20 protein-coding genes and 1 riboswitch are annotated in these 21,208 nt (G+C 73.4%); of the genes, 11 read left to right on the forward strand and 9 right to left on the reverse strand.

Going from position 1 to position 21,208, the window contains the following annotated elements; genetic code table 11:
• Positions 1-22 precede the first annotated feature (22 nt).
• On the forward strand, positions 23-520 hold the full coding sequence (locus tag AB0G32_RS00920) for a hypothetical protein (RefSeq protein ID WP_361156275.1): 498 nt from the start codon (positions 23-25) through the stop codon (positions 518-520).
• A gap of 7 nt (positions 521-527) precedes the next feature.
• Here AB0G32_RS00920 and AB0G32_RS00925 read toward each other — a convergent pair whose 3' ends face one another.
• Positions 528-1,943: a trehalose-6-phosphate synthase gene (locus AB0G32_RS00925; RefSeq protein ID WP_361156277.1), complete on the reverse strand. Its 1,416-nt coding sequence runs from the start codon at positions 1,941-1,943 to the stop codon at positions 528-530.
• A gap of 42 nt (positions 1,944-1,985) precedes the next feature.
• Positions 1,986-2,930 (reverse strand): glucosyl-3-phosphoglycerate synthase, encoded by a 945-nt coding sequence (locus tag AB0G32_RS00930; RefSeq protein ID WP_361156280.1) that lies wholly within the window; start codon positions 2,928-2,930, stop codon positions 1,986-1,988.
• Between the two features lie 155 nt (positions 2,931-3,085).
• Positions 3,086-3,227, forward strand: a riboswitch (SAM riboswitch).
• Between the two features lie 14 nt (positions 3,228-3,241).
• On the opposite strand from AB0G32_RS00930, the gene thrC reads away from it, so the two are divergent.
• The 6 genes from thrC (at position 3,242) to AB0G32_RS00960 (ending at position 10,441) form a co-directional block, all read left to right on the forward strand.
• A complete protein-coding gene (thrC, locus tag AB0G32_RS00935; protein ID WP_361156283.1) occupies positions 3,242-4,528 on the forward strand; it encodes a threonine synthase in 1,287 nt (428 codons plus the stop codon).
• 58 nt (positions 4,529-4,586) lie between these two features.
• Positions 4,587-4,862 (forward strand): ubiquitin-like small modifier protein 1, encoded by a 276-nt coding sequence (locus AB0G32_RS00940; protein ID WP_361156285.1) that lies wholly within the window; start codon positions 4,587-4,589, stop codon positions 4,860-4,862.
• 418 nt (positions 4,863-5,280) lie between these two features.
• A complete protein-coding gene (locus AB0G32_RS00945; protein ID WP_010035953.1) occupies positions 5,281-5,484 on the forward strand; it encodes a cold-shock protein in 204 nt (67 codons plus the stop codon).
• A 305-nt stretch (positions 5,485-5,789) separates the two neighbouring features.
• The gene (gene groL, locus AB0G32_RS00950; RefSeq protein WP_361156287.1) at positions 5,790-7,415 is read left to right on the forward strand and encodes a chaperonin GroEL; all 1,626 of its coding nucleotides are present in this window, start codon (positions 5,790-5,792) and stop codon (positions 7,413-7,415) included.
• Between the two features lie 309 nt (positions 7,416-7,724).
• Entirely contained in the window at positions 7,725-8,852 is a 1,128-nt protein-coding gene (locus tag AB0G32_RS00955; protein ID WP_361156290.1) for an NADH:flavin oxidoreductase, read from the forward strand.
• A gap of 65 nt (positions 8,853-8,917) precedes the next feature.
• Entirely contained in the window at positions 8,918-10,441 is a 1,524-nt protein-coding gene (locus AB0G32_RS00960; RefSeq protein WP_361156292.1) for a carboxylesterase family protein, read from the forward strand.
• Between the two features lie 29 nt (positions 10,442-10,470).
• Here the strand turns inward: AB0G32_RS00960 and AB0G32_RS00965 are convergent, their stop codons facing one another.
• The 4 genes from AB0G32_RS00965 to AB0G32_RS00980 form a co-directional block, all read right to left on the reverse strand.
• A complete protein-coding gene (locus AB0G32_RS00965; RefSeq protein WP_361156294.1) occupies positions 10,471-11,034 on the reverse strand; it encodes a hypothetical protein in 564 nt (187 codons plus the stop codon).
• Positions 10,982-12,463 carry a PTS transporter subunit EIIC gene (locus AB0G32_RS00970; protein ID WP_361156297.1) on the reverse strand — a complete coding sequence of 494 codons (1,482 nt, stop codon included), beginning with the start codon at positions 12,461-12,463 and terminating at the stop codon, positions 10,982-10,984. The genes AB0G32_RS00965 and AB0G32_RS00970 overlap by 53 nt, the downstream gene beginning before the upstream one ends.
• Before the next feature lie 16 nt (positions 12,464-12,479).
• On the reverse strand, positions 12,480-13,406 hold the full coding sequence (murQ, locus tag AB0G32_RS00975) for an N-acetylmuramic acid 6-phosphate etherase (RefSeq protein ID WP_361156300.1): 927 nt from the start codon (positions 13,404-13,406) through the stop codon (positions 12,480-12,482).
• A gap of 107 nt (positions 13,407-13,513) precedes the next feature.
• Complete coding sequence (locus AB0G32_RS00980) at positions 13,514-14,413, reverse strand: MurR/RpiR family transcriptional regulator (RefSeq protein ID WP_361156303.1); 900 nt, start codon at positions 14,411-14,413, stop codon at positions 13,514-13,516.
• A 67-nt stretch (positions 14,414-14,480) separates the two neighbouring features.
• Between AB0G32_RS00980 and AB0G32_RS00985 the strand changes: the two genes are divergently transcribed.
• Positions 14,481-14,864 (forward strand): hypothetical protein, encoded by a 384-nt coding sequence (locus AB0G32_RS00985; protein WP_361156305.1) that lies wholly within the window; start codon positions 14,481-14,483, stop codon positions 14,862-14,864.
• Complete coding sequence (locus AB0G32_RS00990) at positions 14,861-15,139, forward strand: DUF4031 domain-containing protein (RefSeq protein WP_361156307.1); 279 nt, start codon at positions 14,861-14,863, stop codon at positions 15,137-15,139. The genes AB0G32_RS00985 and AB0G32_RS00990 overlap by 4 nt, the downstream gene beginning before the upstream one ends.
• Here AB0G32_RS00990 and AB0G32_RS00995 read toward each other — a convergent pair.
• Both AB0G32_RS00995 and AB0G32_RS01000 read right to left on the reverse strand, forming a co-directional pair.
• Positions 15,121-16,173 (reverse strand): GNAT family N-acetyltransferase, encoded by a 1,053-nt coding sequence (locus AB0G32_RS00995; protein WP_361157127.1) that lies wholly within the window; start codon positions 16,171-16,173, stop codon positions 15,121-15,123. The two genes, AB0G32_RS00990 and AB0G32_RS00995, sit on opposite strands and share 19 nt — an antisense overlap.
• Before the next feature lie 43 nt (positions 16,174-16,216).
• Positions 16,217-16,930 (reverse strand): hypothetical protein, encoded by a 714-nt coding sequence (locus AB0G32_RS01000; protein WP_361156309.1) that lies wholly within the window; start codon positions 16,928-16,930, stop codon positions 16,217-16,219.
• A 47-nt stretch (positions 16,931-16,977) separates the two neighbouring features.
• On the opposite strand from AB0G32_RS01000, the gene AB0G32_RS01005 reads away from it, so the two are divergent.
• Together AB0G32_RS01005 and AB0G32_RS01010 are read left to right on the forward strand one after the other, a co-directional pair.
• On the forward strand, positions 16,978-17,655 hold the full coding sequence (locus AB0G32_RS01005; protein ID WP_361156312.1) for a maleylpyruvate isomerase family mycothiol-dependent enzyme: 678 nt from the start codon (positions 16,978-16,980) through the stop codon (positions 17,653-17,655).
• Positions 17,656-17,742: 87 nt separating this feature from the next.
• Positions 17,743-18,432, forward strand: coding sequence for a copper homeostasis protein CutC (locus AB0G32_RS01010; RefSeq protein ID WP_361156314.1), 690 nt, complete (start codon positions 17,743-17,745; stop codon positions 18,430-18,432).
• 468 nt (positions 18,433-18,900) lie between these two features.
• Here AB0G32_RS01010 and AB0G32_RS01015 read toward each other — a convergent pair whose 3' ends face one another.
• Positions 18,901-20,934, reverse strand: coding sequence for an AAA family ATPase (locus AB0G32_RS01015; RefSeq protein WP_361156316.1), 2,034 nt, complete (start codon positions 20,932-20,934; stop codon positions 18,901-18,903).
• Positions 20,935-21,208: the final 274 nt, after the last annotated feature.

Raw genomic sequence — 21,208 nt, forward strand, 5'->3', positions numbered from 1 at the left:
CCGCAACCGAGGAGGAAACCCCATGTCCGCTCGCAAGACCCCGATCCTCGCCCTCGTCGCCCTCGTGGCCGGCCTGACGCTCACGGCCTGCGACAACGGCGGCGGCACCGACGCCGCCGCCCCCGCCACCACGAGCGCCACCCAGCCGTCCACCCCGGCGGAGACCGCGACCACGGCCGAGACCACGACGGAAACCGGCACGGACACCGGCACGGACACCACGGCGGGCACGGACAGCGCGGGAACCGGCACCGGCAGCACGTCCGAGTCCGCAGCCGCCGTGGACACCAGCCGGTGCACCAACCAGCTCGACTACGCCGGCGACCCGCGCTCGAACGCCGAGATCAACTCGATCGGCTCCGACACCGGCACCTGCCCGGCCCCGCTGACCGGCACCTCCGCGAAGGGCGACACCAAGTGCACGGACCTGATCGACTACGCCGGCGACTCCCGCTCCAACGCCGAGATCAACTCGATCGGCAACGACACCGGCTACTGCCCGGCCGTCCAGACCAAGTAGCCGCCCCTCAGCCCCGCAACGCCTCCAGCTGGTCCAGGAACCACCGGGCCGGCGGCAGCGCGGTCGCCGCCGCCGCCAGCCGCTTCGACCGCTCGGCCCGCTCGCCCGCCGGCAGGCCGAGCGCCGTGTGCAGCGCCTCGGCCGTCCCCGTCACGTCGTACGGGTTGACGACCACCGCGTCCTCGCCCAGCTCCTCGTACGCCCCCGCCTCCCGGGACAGCACCAGCGCGCACCCCTCGTCGGAGACCACCGGCACCTCCTTGGCGACCAGGTTCATCCCGTCCCGGATGGGGTTGACCAGCGCCACGTCCGCCAGCCGGTACGCCGCCAGCGACCGCGCGAAGTCGTCCTTGACGTGCAGCACGACCGGCGTCCAGCCCGCCGTACCGAACTCCTCGTTGATCGCTTCCGCGACCCGCCGCACCTCGGCCGTGTACTCCTGGTAGACGGCGAGGTCCTGCCGGGACGGGTAGGCGAACGCGACGTGCACCACCCGCTCGCGCCACTCGGGCCGGTCCGCCAGCAGCCGCCGGTAGGCCAGCAGCCCGCGCACGATGTTCTTCGACAGCTCGGTCCGGTCCACCCGCACGACCGTCCGGCGCGGACCGCCGTCCGGCCCGGTCCCGATCTGCTCCCGCAGCGCCGCCATCCGCTCGTCCACATCGGCCTGGTGCGACCGCTTCCGCAGGAAGTCCGCGTCCGCGCCCAGCCCGTGCACACCGATCACCGTCTCCCCGAGCCCGCCCACCAGCGCCTCGCAGCACCCGGTGAACGCGTCCGCCCAGCGCCGGGTGAGGAAGCCCAGCCGGTCCGCGCCCAGCATCCCGCGCAGCACCTGGGCGGCGATGTCGTCGGGCAGCATCCGGAAGTACTCCACCGGCGCCCACGGCGTGTGCGAGAAGTGGCTGATCCTGACGTCCGGGCGCAGCTCGCGCAGCATCCCCGGCACCAGCGTCAGGTGGTAGTCCTGCACCAGCACGGCCGCGCCCTCGGCGGCCTCCTCGGCCAGCGCCTGCGCGAACGCCCGGTTGAACGCCTCGTAGGACGCCCACTGCCGCCGGAACTCCGCGTCGAAGACCGGCTCCAGCGGCGTCTGGTACAGCATGTGGTGCACGAACCACAGCACCGAGTTGGCGATCCCGTTGTACGCGTCCGCGTGCACCTCGGCCGGGACGTCCAGCATCCGCACGCCGTCCTCGCCGGCCCCGCGCCGCACCGCCTCGCGGTCGCCGTCGGACAGCGCCGAGCACACCCACAGCGCCCCCGCGTCCGGCCCGATCGCCGACAGCCCGGAGACCAGTCCGCCGCCGCCGCGTTTCGACCGCAGCGAACCGTCCTCCTGGATCTCGTACGAGACGGGGCCCCGGTTGGAGGCCACCAGCACCTGAGCAGCACCGAAGGATGACGAAGAGGTGGAAGCCATACGCCTCAACCTAGCCCGGCCGCGAACAGCTCAAACGTACGTTCACGCGACCTTGCGCCGGGCGTACTCGGCGATCTCCAGCATCGGCGGCCGTTCCTCGGTGTCCACCGAGAAGGTGCGTGGCTCGAATCCGTCCGCGCCGCGCTCGAACTGGGTCAGCGACGGCCGGATCAGATGGCCCCGGGCCAGCCTGAGCTGCGCGGTGCGGTAGATGGCGGCGGCCATCCGGCCCAGCGCCTGCCCGTCCTGGTGCCGGTGCCTGCGCACCCCGACGTCCACCTGGGCCAGCGCGTCCAGGCCCACCAGGTGCAGCGCGTCCACCAGCATGCCCAGCTCCACGCCGTACCCGACCGGGAACGGCAGCTGCTCGAGCAGCGACCGGCGGGCCGCGTACTCGCCGCCCAGCGGCTGCACGAACCCGGCCAGCCGCGGCCAGTGCATGTTCAGCAGCGGGCGGGCCATGAGTTCCGTCACCCGGCCGCCCTGGCCCGCGGCGGCGCCCAGCGGACGGTCGTACATGGCCTTGACCAGGTGCACGTCCGGGTCGGTGAGCAGCGGGCCGACGATGCCGGTGACGAAGTCGGACGAGAACTCCTTCAGGTCCGCGTCGACGAACGCCACGATGTCGCCGCCGGTCACCAGCAGTGACCGCCACAGCACCTCGCCCTTGCCGGGCACGGGCGGCACCCGCGGGAGTATGCCGTCGCGGTGCACGACCCGCGCGCCGGCCGCCGTGGCCACCTTCGAGGTGGCGTCCGTCGACCCGGAGTCGACCACCACGATCTCGTCGACCAGCGGCACCTGGCACATCAGGTCGTGCCGGATCGCCGCGACGATGTCACCGACCGTCTCCTCCTCGTTCAGCGCCGGCAGCACCACACTGACCGACTGCCCCGTGCGCTGCTTGGCGGCCAGGATCTGGTGCAGCGGACGGTCGGACACGGACCAGGAGCGCGCGTTCAGCCACCGCTCGACTTCTTCCAGCACGGTCCCGGCTCCTCCCTGTACGGACCACGTGTCGCGGGTGTGATCCATCTCGCGCATCGGACGACTATCTCAACTGTCCTGGCCTTCGGTTACAGTCTTGAACAACGCGGATGACCATCGCATGTCGGGGGTGGCCGCCGCTGACAACCACATACAGCTCATCCAGAGGGGCAGAGGGACACGGCCCGATGAAGCCCCGGCAACCCTCCAGCCGGCACTCGTGAAGATGCGAGGCTCCCGGCTCGGGAAGGTGCCAAATCCGTCTCACGGCGAGATGCGTCGTGAGGAAGATGAGGAAGGGCCTCGCCTCCATGGCTGTGCAGACCGCCGAAAACACCACCTCCGCTGCCGCTGTCGATCTCGGCCCCGCCGCGGCGCTCTCCTGCCGTGAATGCGGACACCGGGTACCCCTCGGTCCGGTCTTCGCCTGCGAGGAGTGTTTCGGCCCGCTGGAGATCGCTTACGACTTCTCCGGGTACGACACCGAGAAGCTCCGTGCGCGCATCGAGGCGGGCCCCGCGAACATCTGGCGCTACGCGCCGCTGCTCCCCGTACCGGCCGACGTGGCCGACAAGCCCAACATCAACCCGGGCTGGACCAAGCTGGTCAAGGCCGACCGCCTCGCCGCCGAGCTCGGCGTCACCGGCGGCCTGTACGTCAAGGACGACTCGGGCAACCCGACGCACTCCTTCAAGGACCGCGTCGTCGCCCAGGCCCTGGAAGCGGCCCGCGCCTTCGGCTTCACCACCCTGTCCTGCTCCTCCACCGGCAACCTGGCCGGCGCGGTCGGCGCCGCCGCCGCCCGGGCCGGCCTGCGCTCGTGCGTGTTCATCCCGCACGACCTGGAGCAGGGCAAGGTCGTCATGGCCGCGATCTACGGCGGCGAGCTGGTCGGCATCGAGGGCAACTACGACGACGTCAACCGCTTCTGCTCGGAACTGATCGGCGACTCGGCCGGCGAGGGCTGGGGCTTCGTCAACGTCAACCTGCGGCCGTACTACGCCGAGGGCTCCAAGACCCTGGCGTACGAGATCTGCGAGCAGCTCGGCTGGCGGCTGCCCGACCAGCTCGTCGTGCCGATCGCCTCCGGCTCCCAGCTCACGAAGATCGACAAGGGGCTGAAGGAACTGATCGAGCTGGGGCTCGTCGAGGACAAGCCCTACAAGATCTTCGGCGCGCAGGCCGAGGGCTGCTCGCCGGTGTCCACGGCGTTCAAGGCGGGCCACGACGTGGTCCGCCCGCAGAAGCCGGACACCATCGCCAAGTCGCTGGCCATCGGCAACCCGGCGGACGGCCCGTACGTCCTCGACATCGCGCGCCGCACCGGCGGCGCGGTGGAGGACGTGACCGACGAGCAGGTGGTCGCGGCGATCAAGCTCCTGGCGCGCACGGAGGGGATCTTCGCGGAGACGGCGGGCGGGGTCACCGTGGGCGTGACGCAGAAGCTCGTCGAGGCGGGTCTGCTGGACCCGAGCCTGACGACTGTCGTGCTGAACACCGGGGACGGTCTCAAGACGCTGGACGCCGTCGCCGGGACCGGGCTCACGGCGACGATCCGGCCGAACCTCGAATCGTTCCGTGCGGCGGGGCTGGCGTGACGCGCAGTTCCCCGCGTTCCCCGCGCCCCTGCGTACATCCCCTGACCGGAGGTCTGAAGTGAGCGTTTCTGTCCGCATCCCCACCATCCTGCGTACCTACACCGGCGGGCAGGCCGAAGTGAGCGCCGAGGGGGCCACCCTCGGCGAGGTCATCGCCGACCTGGAGAAGAACCACACCGGCATCGCCGCCCGGGTCCTGGACGACCAGGGCAAGCTGCGCCGGTTCGTCAACGTGTACGTCAACGACGACGACGTCCGCTTCGAGCAGGGCCTGGAGACCGCGACCCCCGACGGGGCCGGCGTCTCGATCATTCCCGCCGTCGCCGGCGGCTGACCCGGCCGGTCACGCACCGTTCCCCTGAATTGCCCCCTCCGCAATAGAAGCGGAGGGGGCAATTCCATGTGGTTGAGCGCGGTACAGTTGGGGAACGCGCTGCTGATCACCGAAGCGCGAGCTCCGAATTTCTGCCGCCCGCCCGACTAGATGTAGCCAAACTGTGGGCATTCTTTGCGGCTTTTGTGGCTTTCATGTGGCCCGACTTGCCCTGGAATCGGACGAATTCTCACCATATTCCGGACCGCTCCCGTCCGGATTTCTCGTCCAATTGACCTGTTGCAGAGGGCAGTTGGACAGATACATTCGGCCGCGGTCGACGCGTTCCGGCGCACGCCTCCGCAACCTTGGGGGCGAGGTCTGACCCGGATTCGCGAAGTGCGGATCTGTGCAAGGGCCAGTAATAGGGGAGTTAGGCATGGCTCAGGGCACCGTCAAGTGGTTCAACGCGGAGAAGGGGTACGGCTTCATCGCGGTCGACGGTGGTGCGGATGTTTTCGTCCACTACAGCGCGATCCAGATGGACGGTTACCGCACCCTTGAAGAAGGCCAGCGGGTCGAGTTCGAGATCTCGCAGGGTCAGAAGGGCCCGCAGGCCGACATGGTCCGCGTCTCTGCCTGATACGCGCGACCACCGCAGCGAACGGTTCTTCTCCGGAGGGCCCGTACCTCGTCGAGGTACGGGCCCTCCGGCATGTTCGCCGGGGGCTGAGCGCCGCCCCCGATCCGGGGGAGGCGCTTGCACTCGCAGGGGTCGAGTGCTAATCATTGCGTTAGCACTCTGAAGGTGAGAGTGACAACGAAGGACCGGGTCGGTGAGGCCCGCAGGCCGGGTGGGGAAGGAACCCACGAGGCCGGCGAGCCGTCCGTCGCGGGCGCGGGCGCGGTCCGAAGGAATCACCCCCAGTCCTGGAGGGACCACTTCACATGGCCAAGATCATCGCGTTCGACGAGGAGGCGCGGCGCGGCCTCGAGCGCGGCATGAACCAGCTCGCGGACGCCGTCAAGGTGACGCTCGGCCCCAAGGGCCGCAACGTCGTCCTCGAGAAGAAGTGGGGCGCGCCCACGATCACCAACGACGGCGTCTCCATCGCCAAGGAGATCGAGCTCGAGGACCCGTACGAGAAGATCGGCGCCGAGCTGGTCAAGGAAGTCGCCAAGAAGACGGACGACGTCGCCGGCGACGGTACGACCACCGCCACCGTGCTCGCCCAGGCCCTGGTCAAGGAGGGCCTGCGCAACGTAGCCGCGGGCGCCAACCCGATGGCCCTCAAGCGCGGTATCGAGAAGGCCGTCGAGGCCGTCTCCGCCGCCCTGCTCGAGCAGGCGAAGGACGTCGAGACCAAGGAGCAGATCGCCTCCACGGCCTCCATCTCCGCCGCCGACACCCAGATCGGCGAGCTCATCGCCGAGGCGATGGACAAGGTCGGCAAGGAAGGCGTCATCACCGTCGAGGAGTCCCAGACCTTCGGTCTGGAGCTGGAGCTCACCGAGGGTATGCGCTTCGACAAGGGCTACATCTCGGCGTACTTCGCCACCGACATGGAGCGGATGGAGGCCGTCCTCGACGACCCGTACATCCTGATCGCCAACTCCAAGATCGCCAACGTCAAGGACCTGCTCCCGCTCCTGGAGAAGGTCATGCAGGGCGGCAAGCCGCTGCTGATCATCGCCGAGGACGTCGAGGGCGAGGCCCTGTCGACCCTGGTCGTCAACAAGATCCGCGGCACCTTCAAGTCCGTCGCCGTCAAGGCCCCGGGCTTCGGTGACCGCCGCAAGGCCATGCTCGGCGACATCGCCATCCTCACGGGCGGCGAGGTCATCTCCGAGGAGGTCGGCCTCAAGCTGGAGAACGCGACCCTGGACCTCCTGGGCCGCGCCCGCAAGGTCGTCATCACCAAGGACGAGACCACCATCGTCGACGGCTCCGGCTCCGCCGACCAGGTCGCCGGCCGGGTCAACCAGATCCGCGCCGAGATCGAGAACAGCGACTCGGACTACGACCGCGAGAAGCTCCAGGAGCGCCTGGCCAAGCTCGCGGGCGGCGTCGCGGTCATCAAGGCCGGTGCCGCCACCGAGGTGGAGCTCAAGGAGCGCAAGCACCGCATCGAGGACGCCGTGCGCAACGCCAAGGCGGCCGTCGAGGAGGGCATCGTCGCCGGTGGTGGCGTGGCCCTGCTCCAGGCCTCCCAGGTCTTCGAGAAGCTGGAGCTGGACGGCGACGAGGCGACCGGCGCCAACGCCGTGAAGCTCGCGCTGGAGGCCCCGCTGAAGCAGATCGCCGTCAACGGTGGTCTCGAGGGCGGCGTCGTGGTGGAGAAGGTCCGCAACCTCACCGTCGGCCACGGCCTCAACGCCGCGACCGGTGAGTACGTGGACATGATCGCCGAGGGCATCATCGACCCGGCGAAGGTGACCCGCTCCGCGCTGCAGAACGCGGCCTCCATCGCCGCGCTGTTCCTCACCACCGAGGCCGTCATCGCCGACAAGCCGGAGAAGGCGGGCGCTGCCCCGGCCGGCGGCGGCATGCCGGGCGGTGACATGGACTTCTGATCCTCCCGAGGGTCGGATCCGTCCGTAGCGTGACCGAGGGCGGCATCCCCTGTTCCGACAGGGGGTGCCGCCCTTCGGCGTTCCGCCGCCGCGGTGGGGTGTGAGCCCGGTCATGCGGCCGGGACGGACGGAATGACGCGGGCGGGGCGTCGGTTGTGCGGAGCGCAGGACGTATGCGCGTGCACATACTGACCGGTTGACGCAGATCGGACGACGCGGACCAGACGACGCGGATCGGATGACGCCGACCAGATCTACGCAGGTCAGATCTACGCAGACCAGATCTCCGCAGACCAGAGGAGCCCCCACGTGACCACCTCCCCCGACGTCGCCGCCCGAGCCGCCGAGATCCTCGCCCGCCCGGCCGTCATCAACGGCCTGACCGTGCCCAACCGCATCGCGATGGCCCCGATGACCCGGATGTTCTCGCCGGGCGGCGTCCCCGGACCGGACGTGCGGTCGTACTACGCGCGCCGCGCCGCCGCCGGGGTCGGACTGATCGTCACGGAGGGGACGTACGTCGGTCATCCCTCCGCCGGGCTGAGCGACCGGGTGCCCCGGTTCCACGGCGCGGAGCAGCTCGCGGGCTGGGCGAAGGTCGCCGAGGCGGTGCACGCCGCCGGCGGCACCATCGTGCCGCAGCTCTGGCACATCGGCACGGTCCGCAAGGAGGGACAGGCTCCCCATCCCGACGCCCCGTCCCACGGCCCCTCCGGCCTGCGCATCGGCGAGGACGAGCCGACCGCCACGGCGATGACCCAGCAGGACGTCGACGACGTGGTCGCCGCGTTCGCCCAGGCCGCCGCCGACGCCGAACGCATCGGCTTCGACGGCGTCGAGATCCACGGTGCCCACGGCTACCTCGTCGACCAGTTCCTGTGGTCCGGCACCAACCGCCGCACCGACGCCTACGGCGGCGACCCGGTGGCCCGGACCAGGTTCGCGGCGGAGATCGTCGCGGCCGTGCGGGCGCGAGTGTCGGCGGACTTCCCGGTCATCTTCCGGTACTCGCAGTGGAAGCAGGACGCCTACGGCGCCCGGCTCGCCGAGACCCCGCAGGAGCTGGAGGCGATTCTCACCCCGCTCGCCGCGGCCGGCGTCGACGCCTTCCACGCCTCCACCCGCCGCTACTGGCGGCCCGAGTTCGACGGCAGCGACCTCAACCTGGCCGGCTGGACCAAGAAGCTGACCGGCAGGCCCGTCATCACGGTCGGCTCGGTCGGCCTGGACGGCGAGTTCGGCCAGGCGTTCCTCGGCAAGGGCGCCGAACTGCGCGGCCTGGACGACCTGCTGGAGCGCCTGGAGCGCGACGAGTTCGACCTCGTCGCCGTCGGCCGCGCCCTGCTCCAGGACCCGCACTGGGCCGAGAAGGTCCTCGCCGGCCGCTTCGCCGAACTGGCCCCGTACGACGCCGCGTCGCTGAAGACCCTCAGCTGAGCCGGGTGCGGACGGCCGCGTAGGGTCCGTGAAATCACCAGCTGGTATCCAGTGAGGAGTGGTCGATGACGGACATCCAGGCCGCCGAGGCCGTGGTGCGCACCGCCGCCGGTGCGGTGCGCGGACGCCGCGAGGACGGCCTCACCGTCTTCCGCGGCGTCCCGTTCGCCGCCCCGCCGGTCGGCGCGGCCCGGTTCGCCGCCCCGCGCCCGCCGGCGAAGTGGGACGGCACGCGGGACGCCTACGCCTTCGGCCCGCCGCCCCCGCAGGACCTGCTGGTGCCGGGCCGGCGGGGCCCCGGCTCGGGCGACGGTGACTGGCTGACCGCCAATGTCTGGACGCCCGACGCCGACCCGGCCGCCCGCCGCCCGGTGCTGGTGTGGATCTACGGCGGCGCCTACAAGCTCGGCCACGGCGGCAGCCCCGGCTACGACGCCCGGCGGATAGCCGCCGACGGCGACCTGGTCGTCGTCACCTTCAACTACCGCGTCGGCATGGAGGGCTTCGCCCGCATCGGGGGAGCGCCCGCCAACCGGGGACTGCTCGACCAGGTGGCCGCGCTGGAGTGGGTCCGGGCGAACATCGCCGGCTTCGGCGGCGACCCCGGGCAGGTCACCGTGTTCGGGGAGTCGGCCGGCGCCGGGTCCATCGCCGCGCTGCTGGTCATGCCGGCGGCGGCCGGACTGTTCCGGCGGGCGATCGCGCAGAGCGTGCCGGGCACGTTCTTCTCCGACGAACTGGCCCGGGACATCGGTGCCGCCCTCGCCGCCGAGGCGGGCCGCCGCCCGACCGCCGCCGACCTCGCCGCCGTCGACCCGGACCGGCTGGTCGGCGCCGGGCAGACACTGGCCGCCAAGATGGCCGGGTACACCGGCCGTTGGGGGCAGGCCGCGCCGACGGTGACGCCGTACTCGCCGGTGGTGGACGGCGAGGTGCTGCCCGTGCTGCCGTGGCCGGCGCTGGCCGCCGGGGCGGCCCGGGACGTGGACCTGGTCGTCGGGCACAACCGCGACGAGTTCCGGCTGTTCGTCGCCCTGGCCGGACAGCTCGGGCAGATCGGCGAGGAGCGGGCGGCGGCCGCGCTGCGGATGTACGCCCCCGGCCCGGACGGAGCGGCCGCCTACCGGGCCGCCTTCCCGGCCGCGAGCGCCGGGGAACTGTACGAGAAGGTGCAGACGGACTGGCTGTTCGCGGTGCCGACGATGCGGCTGGCCGAGGCGCAGCTCGCGGGCGGCGGCCGGGCGCACGCCTACGAGCTGACCTGGCCGGCCCCCGGCGGCGGCGGTGCCCTCGGCGCCTGCCACGCCCTCGACCTGCCGCTGCTCTTCGGCACCTTCCGGGCGGACCTGGGCGCCCTGCTGTTCGCCGGGACCGAACCCGACGCGACGGCACTGGCCCTGTCCGCCCGGTTCCGCGCGTCCTGGACCGCGTTCGCCCGGACCGGCGACCCGGGCTGGCCGGCGTACGACACCGAGCGCCGCCTGGTCCAGGTGCTCGACGCCGAGCCCGCCGTCGTGCCCTACCCGGAGGAGAAGACCCACCGCCTGTGGGACGGCCACGAGATCACCGCGCTGCCGCTGCTCGGCTAGCGCATGGTCAGGGCATCGGCATCAGGGCGTCAGGGCATCGGCTCGATGTCCATCCGGACCGGCGTCCCCCACACCCGCAGCACCTCGTAGTCGGTGAACTCGTGAACCAGCCGGTAGGCCGGCGCCGGGCGGGGGCCCCGGCGCTCGGCCGCGAGATACAGCTCGGCCTCGCGGCGGTCGCGGCGCGGGGTGCCGCACAGCTGCCACGCCTGGCCGTTCCACGCCTCCGGGAGCCAGCGCTGCTGGGGCTGGGGGCGCTCGTCGCGCAGCCCGTACCGGGACTGGACCGGCTCGGCGGGGCGGGGCCGGCCGGGACCGCCGCCGTACTCGGCGCGGCGGGCGGAGCGGCGCCGGGTCTCGCACAGCAGGCACAGGTCGGGGGCGGCCTCGTCCACCGGCCCGTTCGGATGCTCCGGGCAGCGGGTGCTGGGCGCGGCCGTGCCCGCGCTCTCCTCCAGCAGGTCCAGGGCGCGGCGCAGATCACCCCGCATCTCGTGCAGCTTGGCGTCGGGGGTGTCGGTGCTCAGGGCCTCGCCGTGCTCACCGAGGAGACGCAGGGCGCGGCCCAGGGCGGTCAGCTGGGCGTGGTTCATGTCCTTCAGAATCGCACACCGCACCGACAACGCCCGTCCCGCGCAGCCCGCCGAACAGATAGGTGGCCGCGAAGCCGACCACGTACCCGGTCAGCAGCCCGCCGCCGTACACCGCCGCCACCACCGCCAGTCCCCGGTCCCCGGCCAGCAGCGGGAACAGCGCCCAGCCGGACGGGCCGATGGCCGTCGCCCCGACCTCGGTGCCGAGCATCGCGAACAGCCCGACGAAGGCGCCGCCCGCCGCCCCGCCCGCACAGGCGGTCAGGAAGGGGCGGCCGAGCGGGAGGGAGACGCCGTAGATCAGGGGTTCGCCGACGCCGAGCAGTCCGGCGGGCAGCGCCGACCTGATCGTCGTGCGCAACGACGTGTCGTGGCGCAGCCGGACGTACACCGCGAGCGCCGCGCCGACCTGGCCGGCGCCCGCCATCGCCAGCAGCGGCAGCAGCACGGTGTGGCCCTGCTGCTCGATGAGGGTGGTGTGCAGCGGGATCAGCGCCTGGTGCAGGCCCAGCATGACCAGGGGCAGGAACAGGCCGCCGAGGAGCAGTCCGGCCGCCGCGCCGGTGGTCGCCAGCAGCCAGGTCGCCGCGGTGCCGACGGCGGACGCCACCTCGCCGGCCGCGTACATGAGGACGTACAGCGTGGCCAGGCCCGCGACCAGGACGGTCAGGGTGGGGGTGAGCAGTACGTCCAGGGTGCCGGGGAGCCGGGCCCGGCACCACTTCTCCACGTACGTGCCGAGCAGCGCCGCCGCCAGCGCGCCGAGCACGCCGCCCTGCCCGGGGACCAGCGGCGCGCCGAACGCGGTCACCTGCGCCACCCCCGGATAGACCACCACGGCGGCGACCGCGCCGCCGAGCACCGGCGTGCCGCCGAACTCACGCGCCGTGTTGTGCCCGACGAACACCGCGATCAGTGCCATGAAGGCGGCGGAGAGCGCGGTGAGCGCCGGGGTGAGTCCGGGCAGCAGCCGCAGATTCCGCAGCAGTCCGGCGGCGCCCGCGAGCAGGCCGCAGCCGATCAGGGCCGGGATGAGCGGCACGAAGACGTTGGCGACGCGCCGCAGTCCGGCCTTCACCGGGGTGGCGTTGCGTTCCTTCTGCCGGGCCTTCAGCTCGGCCCCGCGCCGGGCCAGCTCACCGGCCGTGTCCGCCGCGCCCGGCAGCAGCGCCTCGAACGCCGCCGCCACCCGCCCGACCACCCCCGGCCCCAGCACCACCTGGTACGAAGCCCCGTCCTCGACCACCCCGAGCACCCCGGGCAGCGCCCGCAGCTCGGCGTCCCGCACTCGCTCCCGGTCGGCCAGGGCCAGCCGCAGCCGGGTCACGCAGTGCGCGACGGAACGGACGTTGTCGGCGCCGCCGACCAGCGGCAGCAGGGCGGCGGCGGTGGCGTGGGGGTCACGGGGACCACGGGGCTCGGGGTGCACCCCCCGAGCCTGCGGCTCACCCCCGCGTCGCGCCCAGCGCGGCACGCAGCCGGCCGCCGGAGTCCTCCAGAAGGCGGGCGGCCGTCGGGCCGTCCACCCCGGCCAGCAGGATCAGCACGGCCTGCTTGACCTCCCCGCCGGCGGCGTCGAGCGCCCTCTCGATCTCCTCGTCCCCGGCCCCCGTCGCCAGCGCGACGATCCGCCGCGACCGGGCCCGCAGCTTCTCGTTCGAGGCCCGTACGTCGACCATCAGATTCCCGTACGTCTTGCCCAGCCGGACCATCGTGATCGTCGACACCATGTTGAGCACCAGTTTCTGCGCCGTGCCCGCCTTCAGCCGGGTCGAGCCGGTGATCAGCTCGGGTCCGGTGACGACCTCGATGCCGTGCTCGGCGGCGGCGGCCAGCGCGCTGCCCGCGTTGCCGGCCAGCCCGACGGTCAGCGCGCCGAGCGCCCGCGCGTGCTCGACGGCGCCGACGGCGTACGGCGTCCGCCCGGAGGCCGACACACCGACCACCGTGTCGTCGGGGGTGAGGGCGAGCGCGCCGAGGTCGGCCCGGGCCAGCTCGGCGGAGTCCTCGGCGCCCTCGACGGAGGACACCATCGCCGCCGGCCCGCCCGCGATCAGCCCGACCACCTGCCCCGGCGCCGTGTTGAAGGTCGGCGGACACTCGGACGCGTCCAGCACCCCGAGCCGCCCGGCGGTCCCGGCCCCGGCGTACACCAGCCGCCCGCCGCGCCCCATCCGCCCGGCGATCGCGTCGATGGCGGCGGCGATCTCGGGCAGCCGCGCCGCCACGGCGGCGGCCACCTGGGCGTCCTCCCCGTTCATGAGCCGGGCGAGGTCGACAGTGGGCAACTCGTCGATCTCGGCGAACTCCGGCCGGAAGGCTTCAGTGGACAGACCGTCGAGCTGGGACCGCAGGTCAGGTGTATAGGTCATGGAGGCTCGGCTCTTTTCGGCTCAGGCGAAGGTGACGTACGTCAGGGGCGCGGGGTACCGCGCGACCAGCCACAACGAACCCGCGGCCGCCCACGCACGCTCAACCCCTAGGATCTACCGCGCCGCCCCCCATGCCGATGAGCCAACGCCTCGTAGGACGCCGACAACGCCGGCCCCGCCGCGTCGTAGGTCCGCTGCGCCACCCCCACGAACAGACAGTCCACCACCAGCAACTGCCCCGTCCGGGAGGACATCGCGGCCGGCCGCAGCTCGCTCTCCCGGGCCGTGGACGTCGTCAGCACATGGTCGGCGTACTGCGCCACCGCCCCGTCCGGCCGCCCGGTGACCGCCACCGTCGTCGCCCCCCGCTCGAACGCCACCCGCAACGGCTCGATCACGTCCCCCGTCGACCCGGAGTGGGTGACCGCCACGGCGACGTCGCCCGCCCGCAACTGCACCGCGTTCGTCACCGCCAGGTGCGGATCACTGTGGGCGTGCGCTATCAGGCCGATCCGCAGCAGCTTCTGCACCAGGTCCTGGGCGACCAGCCCGGACGCCCCGATCCCGTACACGTCGGTGCGCCGTGCCCCGGCGAGCGCGGTCACGGCCGCCGCGAGCTGCCCGGTGTCCAGGGCGGCCGCCGTGTCCGCGAGGGTCTGCTGCTCGTCGTAGGCGAGTTTGGCGACGACGTCGGCGAGCGGGTCGTCGACCGCGATGTCGGTGGTGAGGGCGGGCGCCCGCCCGGACTGCTGGTGCGCGGCGAGTCCGGCCAGCGCGAGCCGCAGGTCGCGGTAGCCGGGGTAGCCGAGCAGCCGGGCGGTGCGTACGACGGTCGCCTCGCTGGTGCCGGTCAGCTCGGCGAGGCCGGTCACGGTGAGCGCGGCGCAGCCCGCCGGGTCGTGCGCGACCGTCTCGGCGACCCGCTGCATGGAACGGGTCATGGACGGTGCCAGGGTGCGCACCTTGGCGGCGAGCGCGCCGGGCGGCGGTGCGAAAGTTTCCTTCACGTCATCGGGCACCCTGTGAAAGGTATTTTCATTCCGGGGGTGGGTCAACAGCGCGCACAATGGGGGCATGGACCCCATCAGCCCCCTGGAACAGGCGCTGCACGCCGCGCGCGCCCTGGTCCTCGCCGATCTCGTCGCGGGCGAGGTCGCCGAGGCGGACGTCGTCTCGCTGGTCGAGGAGTCCGTCGCGCAGCGGCGGTGGTGGGTGGAGCAGTGGCCGGACGGGGCCCCGTTCGTGGCGGGGCTGGTCGCGCAGGACGTGCAGGACGCGCTGCTGGAGCGGTACGGCCGCTGGCCGCTGTGCCCGGTGTGCGCCGTCGGCGACCCGCACGCCCTGGAGGTGGCACCGGAACTGGGCGCCGACCCGCACTGGGTGTGCTCCGAGGCGGGCGTGAAGGTCGCCGCGGTGGGCTCGCTGGGCTCGGTCATCGGCGGCCCGGCCGCCCCGTGAGCGTCTACATCGACCCGCCGGCCTGGCCCGGCCACGGCCGGCTGTGGTCGCACCTGGTCAGCGACGTCTCCTACGACGAACTGCACACCTTCGCCCGCCGCCTGGACGTGCCCCGCCGGGCCTTCGACCGCGACCACTACGACCTGCCCGCGCACCGCTACGCGGACGCGGTGCGGGCCGGCGCGCGGGAGGTGAGCAGCCGCGAGGTGGTGCGGCTGCTGCACGGCGCGGGGCTGCGCCGCCGCAAGGGCCGGGGTCAGCCGCGCAGTTCGTAGGCGACGTACTCGTCGTCCTGGTCGCCCCGCGCGAGCCGGGTGAAACCGGCCCGCGCCAGCACCGCCCGCGAGGCGTGGTTGTCCGGTTCGGCGAGGGCGAAGACGCGGTGCACTTCGGGCCGGGCCAGCGCCCGCGCCGACAGCGCGCGCAGCGCCTCGGTGGCGTACCCGTGGCCGCGGGCCGCCTCGACCAGGTCGTAGCCGACCTCGACCCGGCCGTCCTCGTCCGGTACCCCGTGGAAGCCCATCGCGCCGACCGCCAGCCCGTCGGTGCGGCGCACCAGCACGTACATCCCCCACTCGGGCCGGTGCACGCCCCCTTCGTACGCCTTCACCACCAGGCCGGCGCCCTCCCGGGTGCCGTCGATCGGCCCGCCCGCGATCCAGCGGAAGCCGCCGTCGCCGCCGAGGGCGAGGTCGTTCGCGGCGGCCGGGGTGACGCCCTCCAGGGTGAGCCGCTCGGCGTGCACCACGAGGTTGTTGCACCATTTCCAGCCGTCCACCGGCGGTCGGCCCGGCAGTTCGTCCCGCCCGGTGGCCCACAGCAGGGTCCGCCAGGCGTCGGCGGCGGGCCGCACGTGCGGGAAGATCCGGGTCAGGACGTATGAGCACAGCTCCGCGGACGGCTCGTACGCCACCCCGAGACCGTCGGCCATGTCGTGGGTGTGCAGCAGGACTTCGGCGACCCCCATGGCGGCGAAGCCGTCCCGGTTCGCGTCCCGGAAGGGGTACGGGTGGAAGGCGCGGACGTCGCGGGGGGTGGTGCGGACGGTGGCGGCGAGCAGCGCGCCGGTGGTCCGGATCACCTGGAGCAGGCCCGCGTTGCCGGTGCCCTTGTCCAGGGCGATCTCGAAGGGGACGTACGCCTCGGTGGCCCGCCCGGCCAACTGTCCGGCGTAGGCGATCAGATCGCTCGCGACATGCGCCGCCGTCCGGCGGCAGCTCCACTCCAGCCGCCCGGCCCGCACCGCCGCCCAGTCCCGGTCCACCGCCGTCCGCAGCGCCGCCACGGCGCCCGCGACGGCCGCCTCCACCTGTTCCGCGCCGAGTTCGCCCGTGTTCCGCATGGCGGGCAGGCTACGGGGCCGGGGAGCCGCCCGGCGACGGCATTTCCAGCTCGGCCAGCTCGGCCAGTTCGCCGGTGAGGTTGCGCCGGGCGGTCGCCGCCCACTCCCGCTGCCCATGCGGGGTGCGGAACAGCCGGGGCAGGTCGAGGAGTTGGCGCAGGATCGCGGCCCGGCCGGTGCGGAAGGCGTGGTCCGGCACGAAGTGGTACTCCTGGCGGACGGCCGCGGTGTAGGCGGCGTACGCGGCGGGCGGCGCGGCGAGGATCGCCAGGTCGGCGTCGCACAGCACCTGCCCGTCGCGGTCGTCGTCGGCCGGGTCGTGCGTGACGGTGAGCCGGACCAGCCGGGCCACCTCGGCGGTCTTCGCGTCCGGCAGACCGGCCTCGCGCAGCGCCCGCTCGGCGAGCCGCGCCGACCGCTCCTCGTTCTCGGACCGCTCCGGCAGGTAGACGGCGTCGTGGAACCAGGCGGCGAGGCGGACGATGTCCGGGTCGGTGGCGTACTCCGCCAGTACGTCGATGTGGTCCAGGACGGCGGTCAGGTGCGCGGCCGTGTGGTAGTGCCGCTGCGGTTCCTGCCAGCGGGCCAGCAGGTTGGCGGCGTACGGCGCGGGGTCGCGGCCGGCGGCGTCCGCGCCCCGGGCCCCGGCCAGGGCGCGGGCGAAACGGGCGCGGAGGGCATCGGCATCGGCGTCGGTATCGGTATCGGCATGGGCATCGGCCATGCCGCCATTCTCCCGTGACCGGCCCCCGGCCCCCTAGCGTGGGCGGCATGACGACACCTGCCGATGTGCACGACGTACGCGACCCCGAACTGCCGGGCCGGCTGCTGGCCGCCGAACGGGACGCGCTGGTGCCGCTGCTGCGGTCCCGAGCCGAGGCGGACTACGCGCTGCCGGTGCCGGCCTGTCCCGGCTGGACCGTCCGGGACGTGCTGGCGCACTGTTCCGCCGCGCTGACCCGGGTGGTGGAGAACCGCTTCGAGGAGGGCGTCTTCTCGCCCGAGTCCAACGAGCGGGACATCGCCGAGCGGGCCGACTGGAGCAACGAGCGGATCGTGGCCGAGCTGGAGCGCGGCCTGACCGACGCCGGGCCGGTGATCGCGCGGGCGGACGGGGCGCTGGACCGGCTTGCGCTCGGGGAATGGGTGCACGCGGGCGACGTGCGGGTCGCGCTCGGGGCGCCGGAGGCGTACGCCGGGCGCGTACTTCCCGAGGCGCTGGCGCTGCTCGCCTCGGTCACCGCCGACCTCGGCCATGTCCCGCTCCACGCCGACCTGGACGACGTGGACGAGCCGCTGAAGCTGGGGGAGGTGAGCGGCGCGCGTCCGCCGGGCCGGTTCATCGGCGACGCCGCCACCCTCGTACGGCTCTACGCGGGGCGGCCGGTGGACGGCGCGGCCTATGAACTGGCCGGGGTGGCGGAGCGGGAACTGGACATCTTCGGGTGAGGTGATCGGCGCAGCCCCGGGGCGCGGGGGTGCAGGGCGCTAGTCTGTGATTGGACTAGACCTGTAGTCGTCGATGAATGGGGCCCTATGAGCAAGCGTGCAGTCCTGGAGGTGATCGCGCTCGACGTCGAGGACGCGGTCGCCGCCCGGGCCGGAGGCGCGGACCGCCTCGAACTGGTCACCGACATGGCGGCCGACGGACTCACCCCGTCGGCCGCCACCGTCACCGCGATCCGCGCGGCCGTCGACATCGACGTACGGGTGATGCTGCGGCTCGCGGACGGCTTCGCGGCCGGGGACGTCCAGCGGCTGGTGCGGGTCGCGGGGGAGCTGCGGGAGGCGGGCGCCGACCAGTTCGTGCTGGGGTTCCTCGACGCGGACGGGGACGTGGACCTGGCGGCGGTGGAGCGGCTGGCGGCGGTGCTCGACGGGTGCCGGTGGACGTTCCACCGCGCCATCGACCGGGCCGCCGACCGGGGCGCGCTGCGCAAGCGGCTCGCGGACTTTCCCGGCCTGGACACGTATCTGACGGCCGGGGCGGCGGGCGGCGTCGACGCGGGGCTGGACGTGCTGGTCGCCGAAGGGCGGCGGCAGGGGGAGCCGGGGTACGAGCAGCAGCTGCTGGTCGGGGGCGGGCTGCGGCTGGAGCATGTGCCGACGCTGCTGGACGCGGGGATCGACGGGTTCCACATCGGCGGCGCGGCGCGGCCCGCCGGATGGAGCGGGCCGGTTTCGGCGGAGGCGGTCGCGCGGTGGCGGGCGGTGCTGGGGGACTGACCGTCCCTTGGGCGGTGACTGGCGTTGTCGCGGGGGTGGGTGGCGCGATCCGGTGCGCGGCGGGTGCCGACCCGGTGCCGTGCCGGTGCTGGTCGGGTGCCGACCCGGTGTCCGTGCCGGCCGGGTGCCGTCCCGGTGCTGGCCGGAAGCGGTCCCGGTGCCGGCCGGGTGTTGGCCGGGCGCTGACCCGGTGTCCGTGCCGTCCCGGTGCCGACCCGATGCCGCCGCACCCACCCGCGCCCGCCCGGCGGCACAGCTGCCAGCGGTTGCGCGGCTACGCGGCCATGCGTTACGCGGCCATGCGCTACGCGGCCACCCGCCTGGCCACGCGGCCACGCGGCCACGCGGCCACGCGGCCACGCGGCCACGAGGTCACGAGGTCATGCGGCGACGAGGCAACGCGGCCATGCGGTCACGCGGCGACGAGGTCACGCGGCCACGCGGCCACGCGGCCACGCGGCCACGCGGTCACCCGCCGAGCTGTTCCGGCAACGGCCCCCCGTGCGTCACGATCAGCCCCGACACCGCTCGGGTCAGGCACACGTACAGCCGCCGCAACCCCGTCCGCTCGTCCGGCTCCCCGTCCACCACCGCGCCCGGCTCGTCGAGGACCACGTAGTCGTACTCCAGACCCTTGGCCAGCGAGGCGGGGACGAGGGTCAGCCGGACGCCCTCCGTGGTCTCCGTACCCGGCGCGAGATGGCCGATCCCCGCCGCCGCCAGCTCTCCGGTCAGCTCGGGCACCCGGGCGTCCGCGCAGATCAGGCCCACCGACCCCTCCCGCTCCAGCAGTTCGGCGCAGGCCGCCACCGGGTCCCCGGCGTGCCGGATCTCGAAGAAGCCGGGGTTCTCCCGGATGGACGCCACCGGCGTCAGCCCCGGCGCGATGTGCGGCAGCAGCCGCGACGCGTACCCGATCACGTCCGTCGGTACCCGGAAACCGGCCGTCAGCTCCTCGACCACCGCCCCCTCCTTGCCCAGGTGGGACAGGGCCTCCGGCCAGCTGCGGGTGGCCCACGGCGTGGTGCCCTGCGCCAGGTCGCCGAGGACGGTCGCGGAGCCGGTGGTGCAGCGCCGCCCCACCGCCCGGTACTGCATGGGGGAGAGGTCCTGCGCCTCGTCCAGCACCACATGACCGAGGGAGTGGGTCCGCTCGACGAGGTCGACCGCCTCGTCGATCAGCACCGCGTCCGCCGCCGACCACTTGGCCGTCTTCACCGACCGGTACGGCTTCGCCCACAGCACCGCCTTCCGCTCCTCCGCGTCGAGCAGCCCCTCGGCGTGCGCGGCGAGGAACTCCGGCTCCGACAGCAGCCGCAGCACCAGCCTGGCCGGGTCGACGGCCGGCCACACCGCCTTCACGCACGCCTTCACCGCCGCGTTGCGCGCCACCGCGTTCTGCACCCGGTCGTCCGGCGCCTCACCGGCCCGTTCCATCTGCACCAGCACGGCGTGCGCGATCCGCTGCGGCAGCGCCTCGCGGGCCGCCCCGTACCGGATGTCCCGGTCCAGCAGCTCCCGCACCAGCTCCGCCACCTCGTACGCGGCCACTCGCCAGCGCCGTGAGCCGCGCACGACCACGACCGGCTCGACGGGCATCGAGACGTGCGAGTACAGCGCCCGGCGCAGCACCTGGGCCATCCGCGCGTCGCCCTTGACCACCGCCGTCGCCGCCTCGTCGGTGCCGCGCACCTCGACGTGTGCCACCAGGTCGGTCACGGTCGCCTGCCGCACGGTCAGCTCGCCGAGCGCGGGCAGCACCTGTTCGATGTAGTGCAGGAAGGACTTGTTCGGCCCGATCACCAGGGTCCCGGTGCGGGCGAGCCGCTCGCGGTGCGCGTACAGCAGGTACGCCACCCGGTGCAGGCCGACGGCGGTCTTCCCGGTGCCGGGGCCGCCCTGCACACACACCGAACCGGACAGCCCGGCGCGCACGATCTCGTCCTGCTCCGGCTGGATGGTGGCGACGATGTCCCGCATCGGGCCGACGCGCGGCCGTTCGATCTCCCGCTGGAGCAGCTTGCTGGTGGTCTCGGTCCCCGCCGGGTCGTCCAGCCGCTCGTCCTCGTACGCGGTGATCTCCCCGCCGGTGTAACCGAACCGGCGGCGCAGTGCGACGTCCTTCGGGTCCTTCTTGGACGCCTGGTAGAACGCCTGCGAGACCGGCGCCCGCCAGTCGATGACCATCGGGTCGCCGTCCGCGTCGTGCACATGCCGCCGCCCGATGTAGAAGCGCTCACCCGCCGCCCCCTCCGCCTGCCCGGCGCCCGGCGCGCGCAGACAGTCGAGCCGGCCGAAGAACAGCGGGGTGTCGCTGAGGTCGGCCAGGGCCTTGATGCGGTCCTCGATCTGGCGTTCCAGGACGGCGGCGTTGACCCAGTTCGCGGTGACGTCGCTGATGTCGAGGGACTCGACGTCCGCTCGCATGGCGCGCAGCGCGGCACGGGACGCGGCGAGGTGGGAGCGCTCTCGGGACAGGGGATCGTCGACGGGCGTGGACAAGGGGGTGCCTCCGGCGGAGCTGTGGGTGGCGACTGCGGATGCCGTCCGGTTTCCGTCCGGACGGCGGCACTCCACTGCGTGAGGGAGGCGGCAAGAGCGGAGATTCTAGGGCGGCGCGGCCGGCCCGCGCCAATCCTTTTCCGCGCCCCCGCCCCGCCTCCCCACCTCCCCGTCCCGCGCGCCCCGCACGCGCCCCTGAGGGCCGGCTCCTCCCTGAGACGTACGCGGCAGCCGGCGGGTGGGCCGCGAGACGGAGGCGGCCGACGGGGAGAAC

The sequence above is a fragment of the Streptomyces sp. NPDC023723 genome, from assembly GCF_040639815.1.
Lineage (GTDB): Bacteria > Actinomycetota > Actinomycetes > Streptomycetales > Streptomycetaceae > Streptomyces.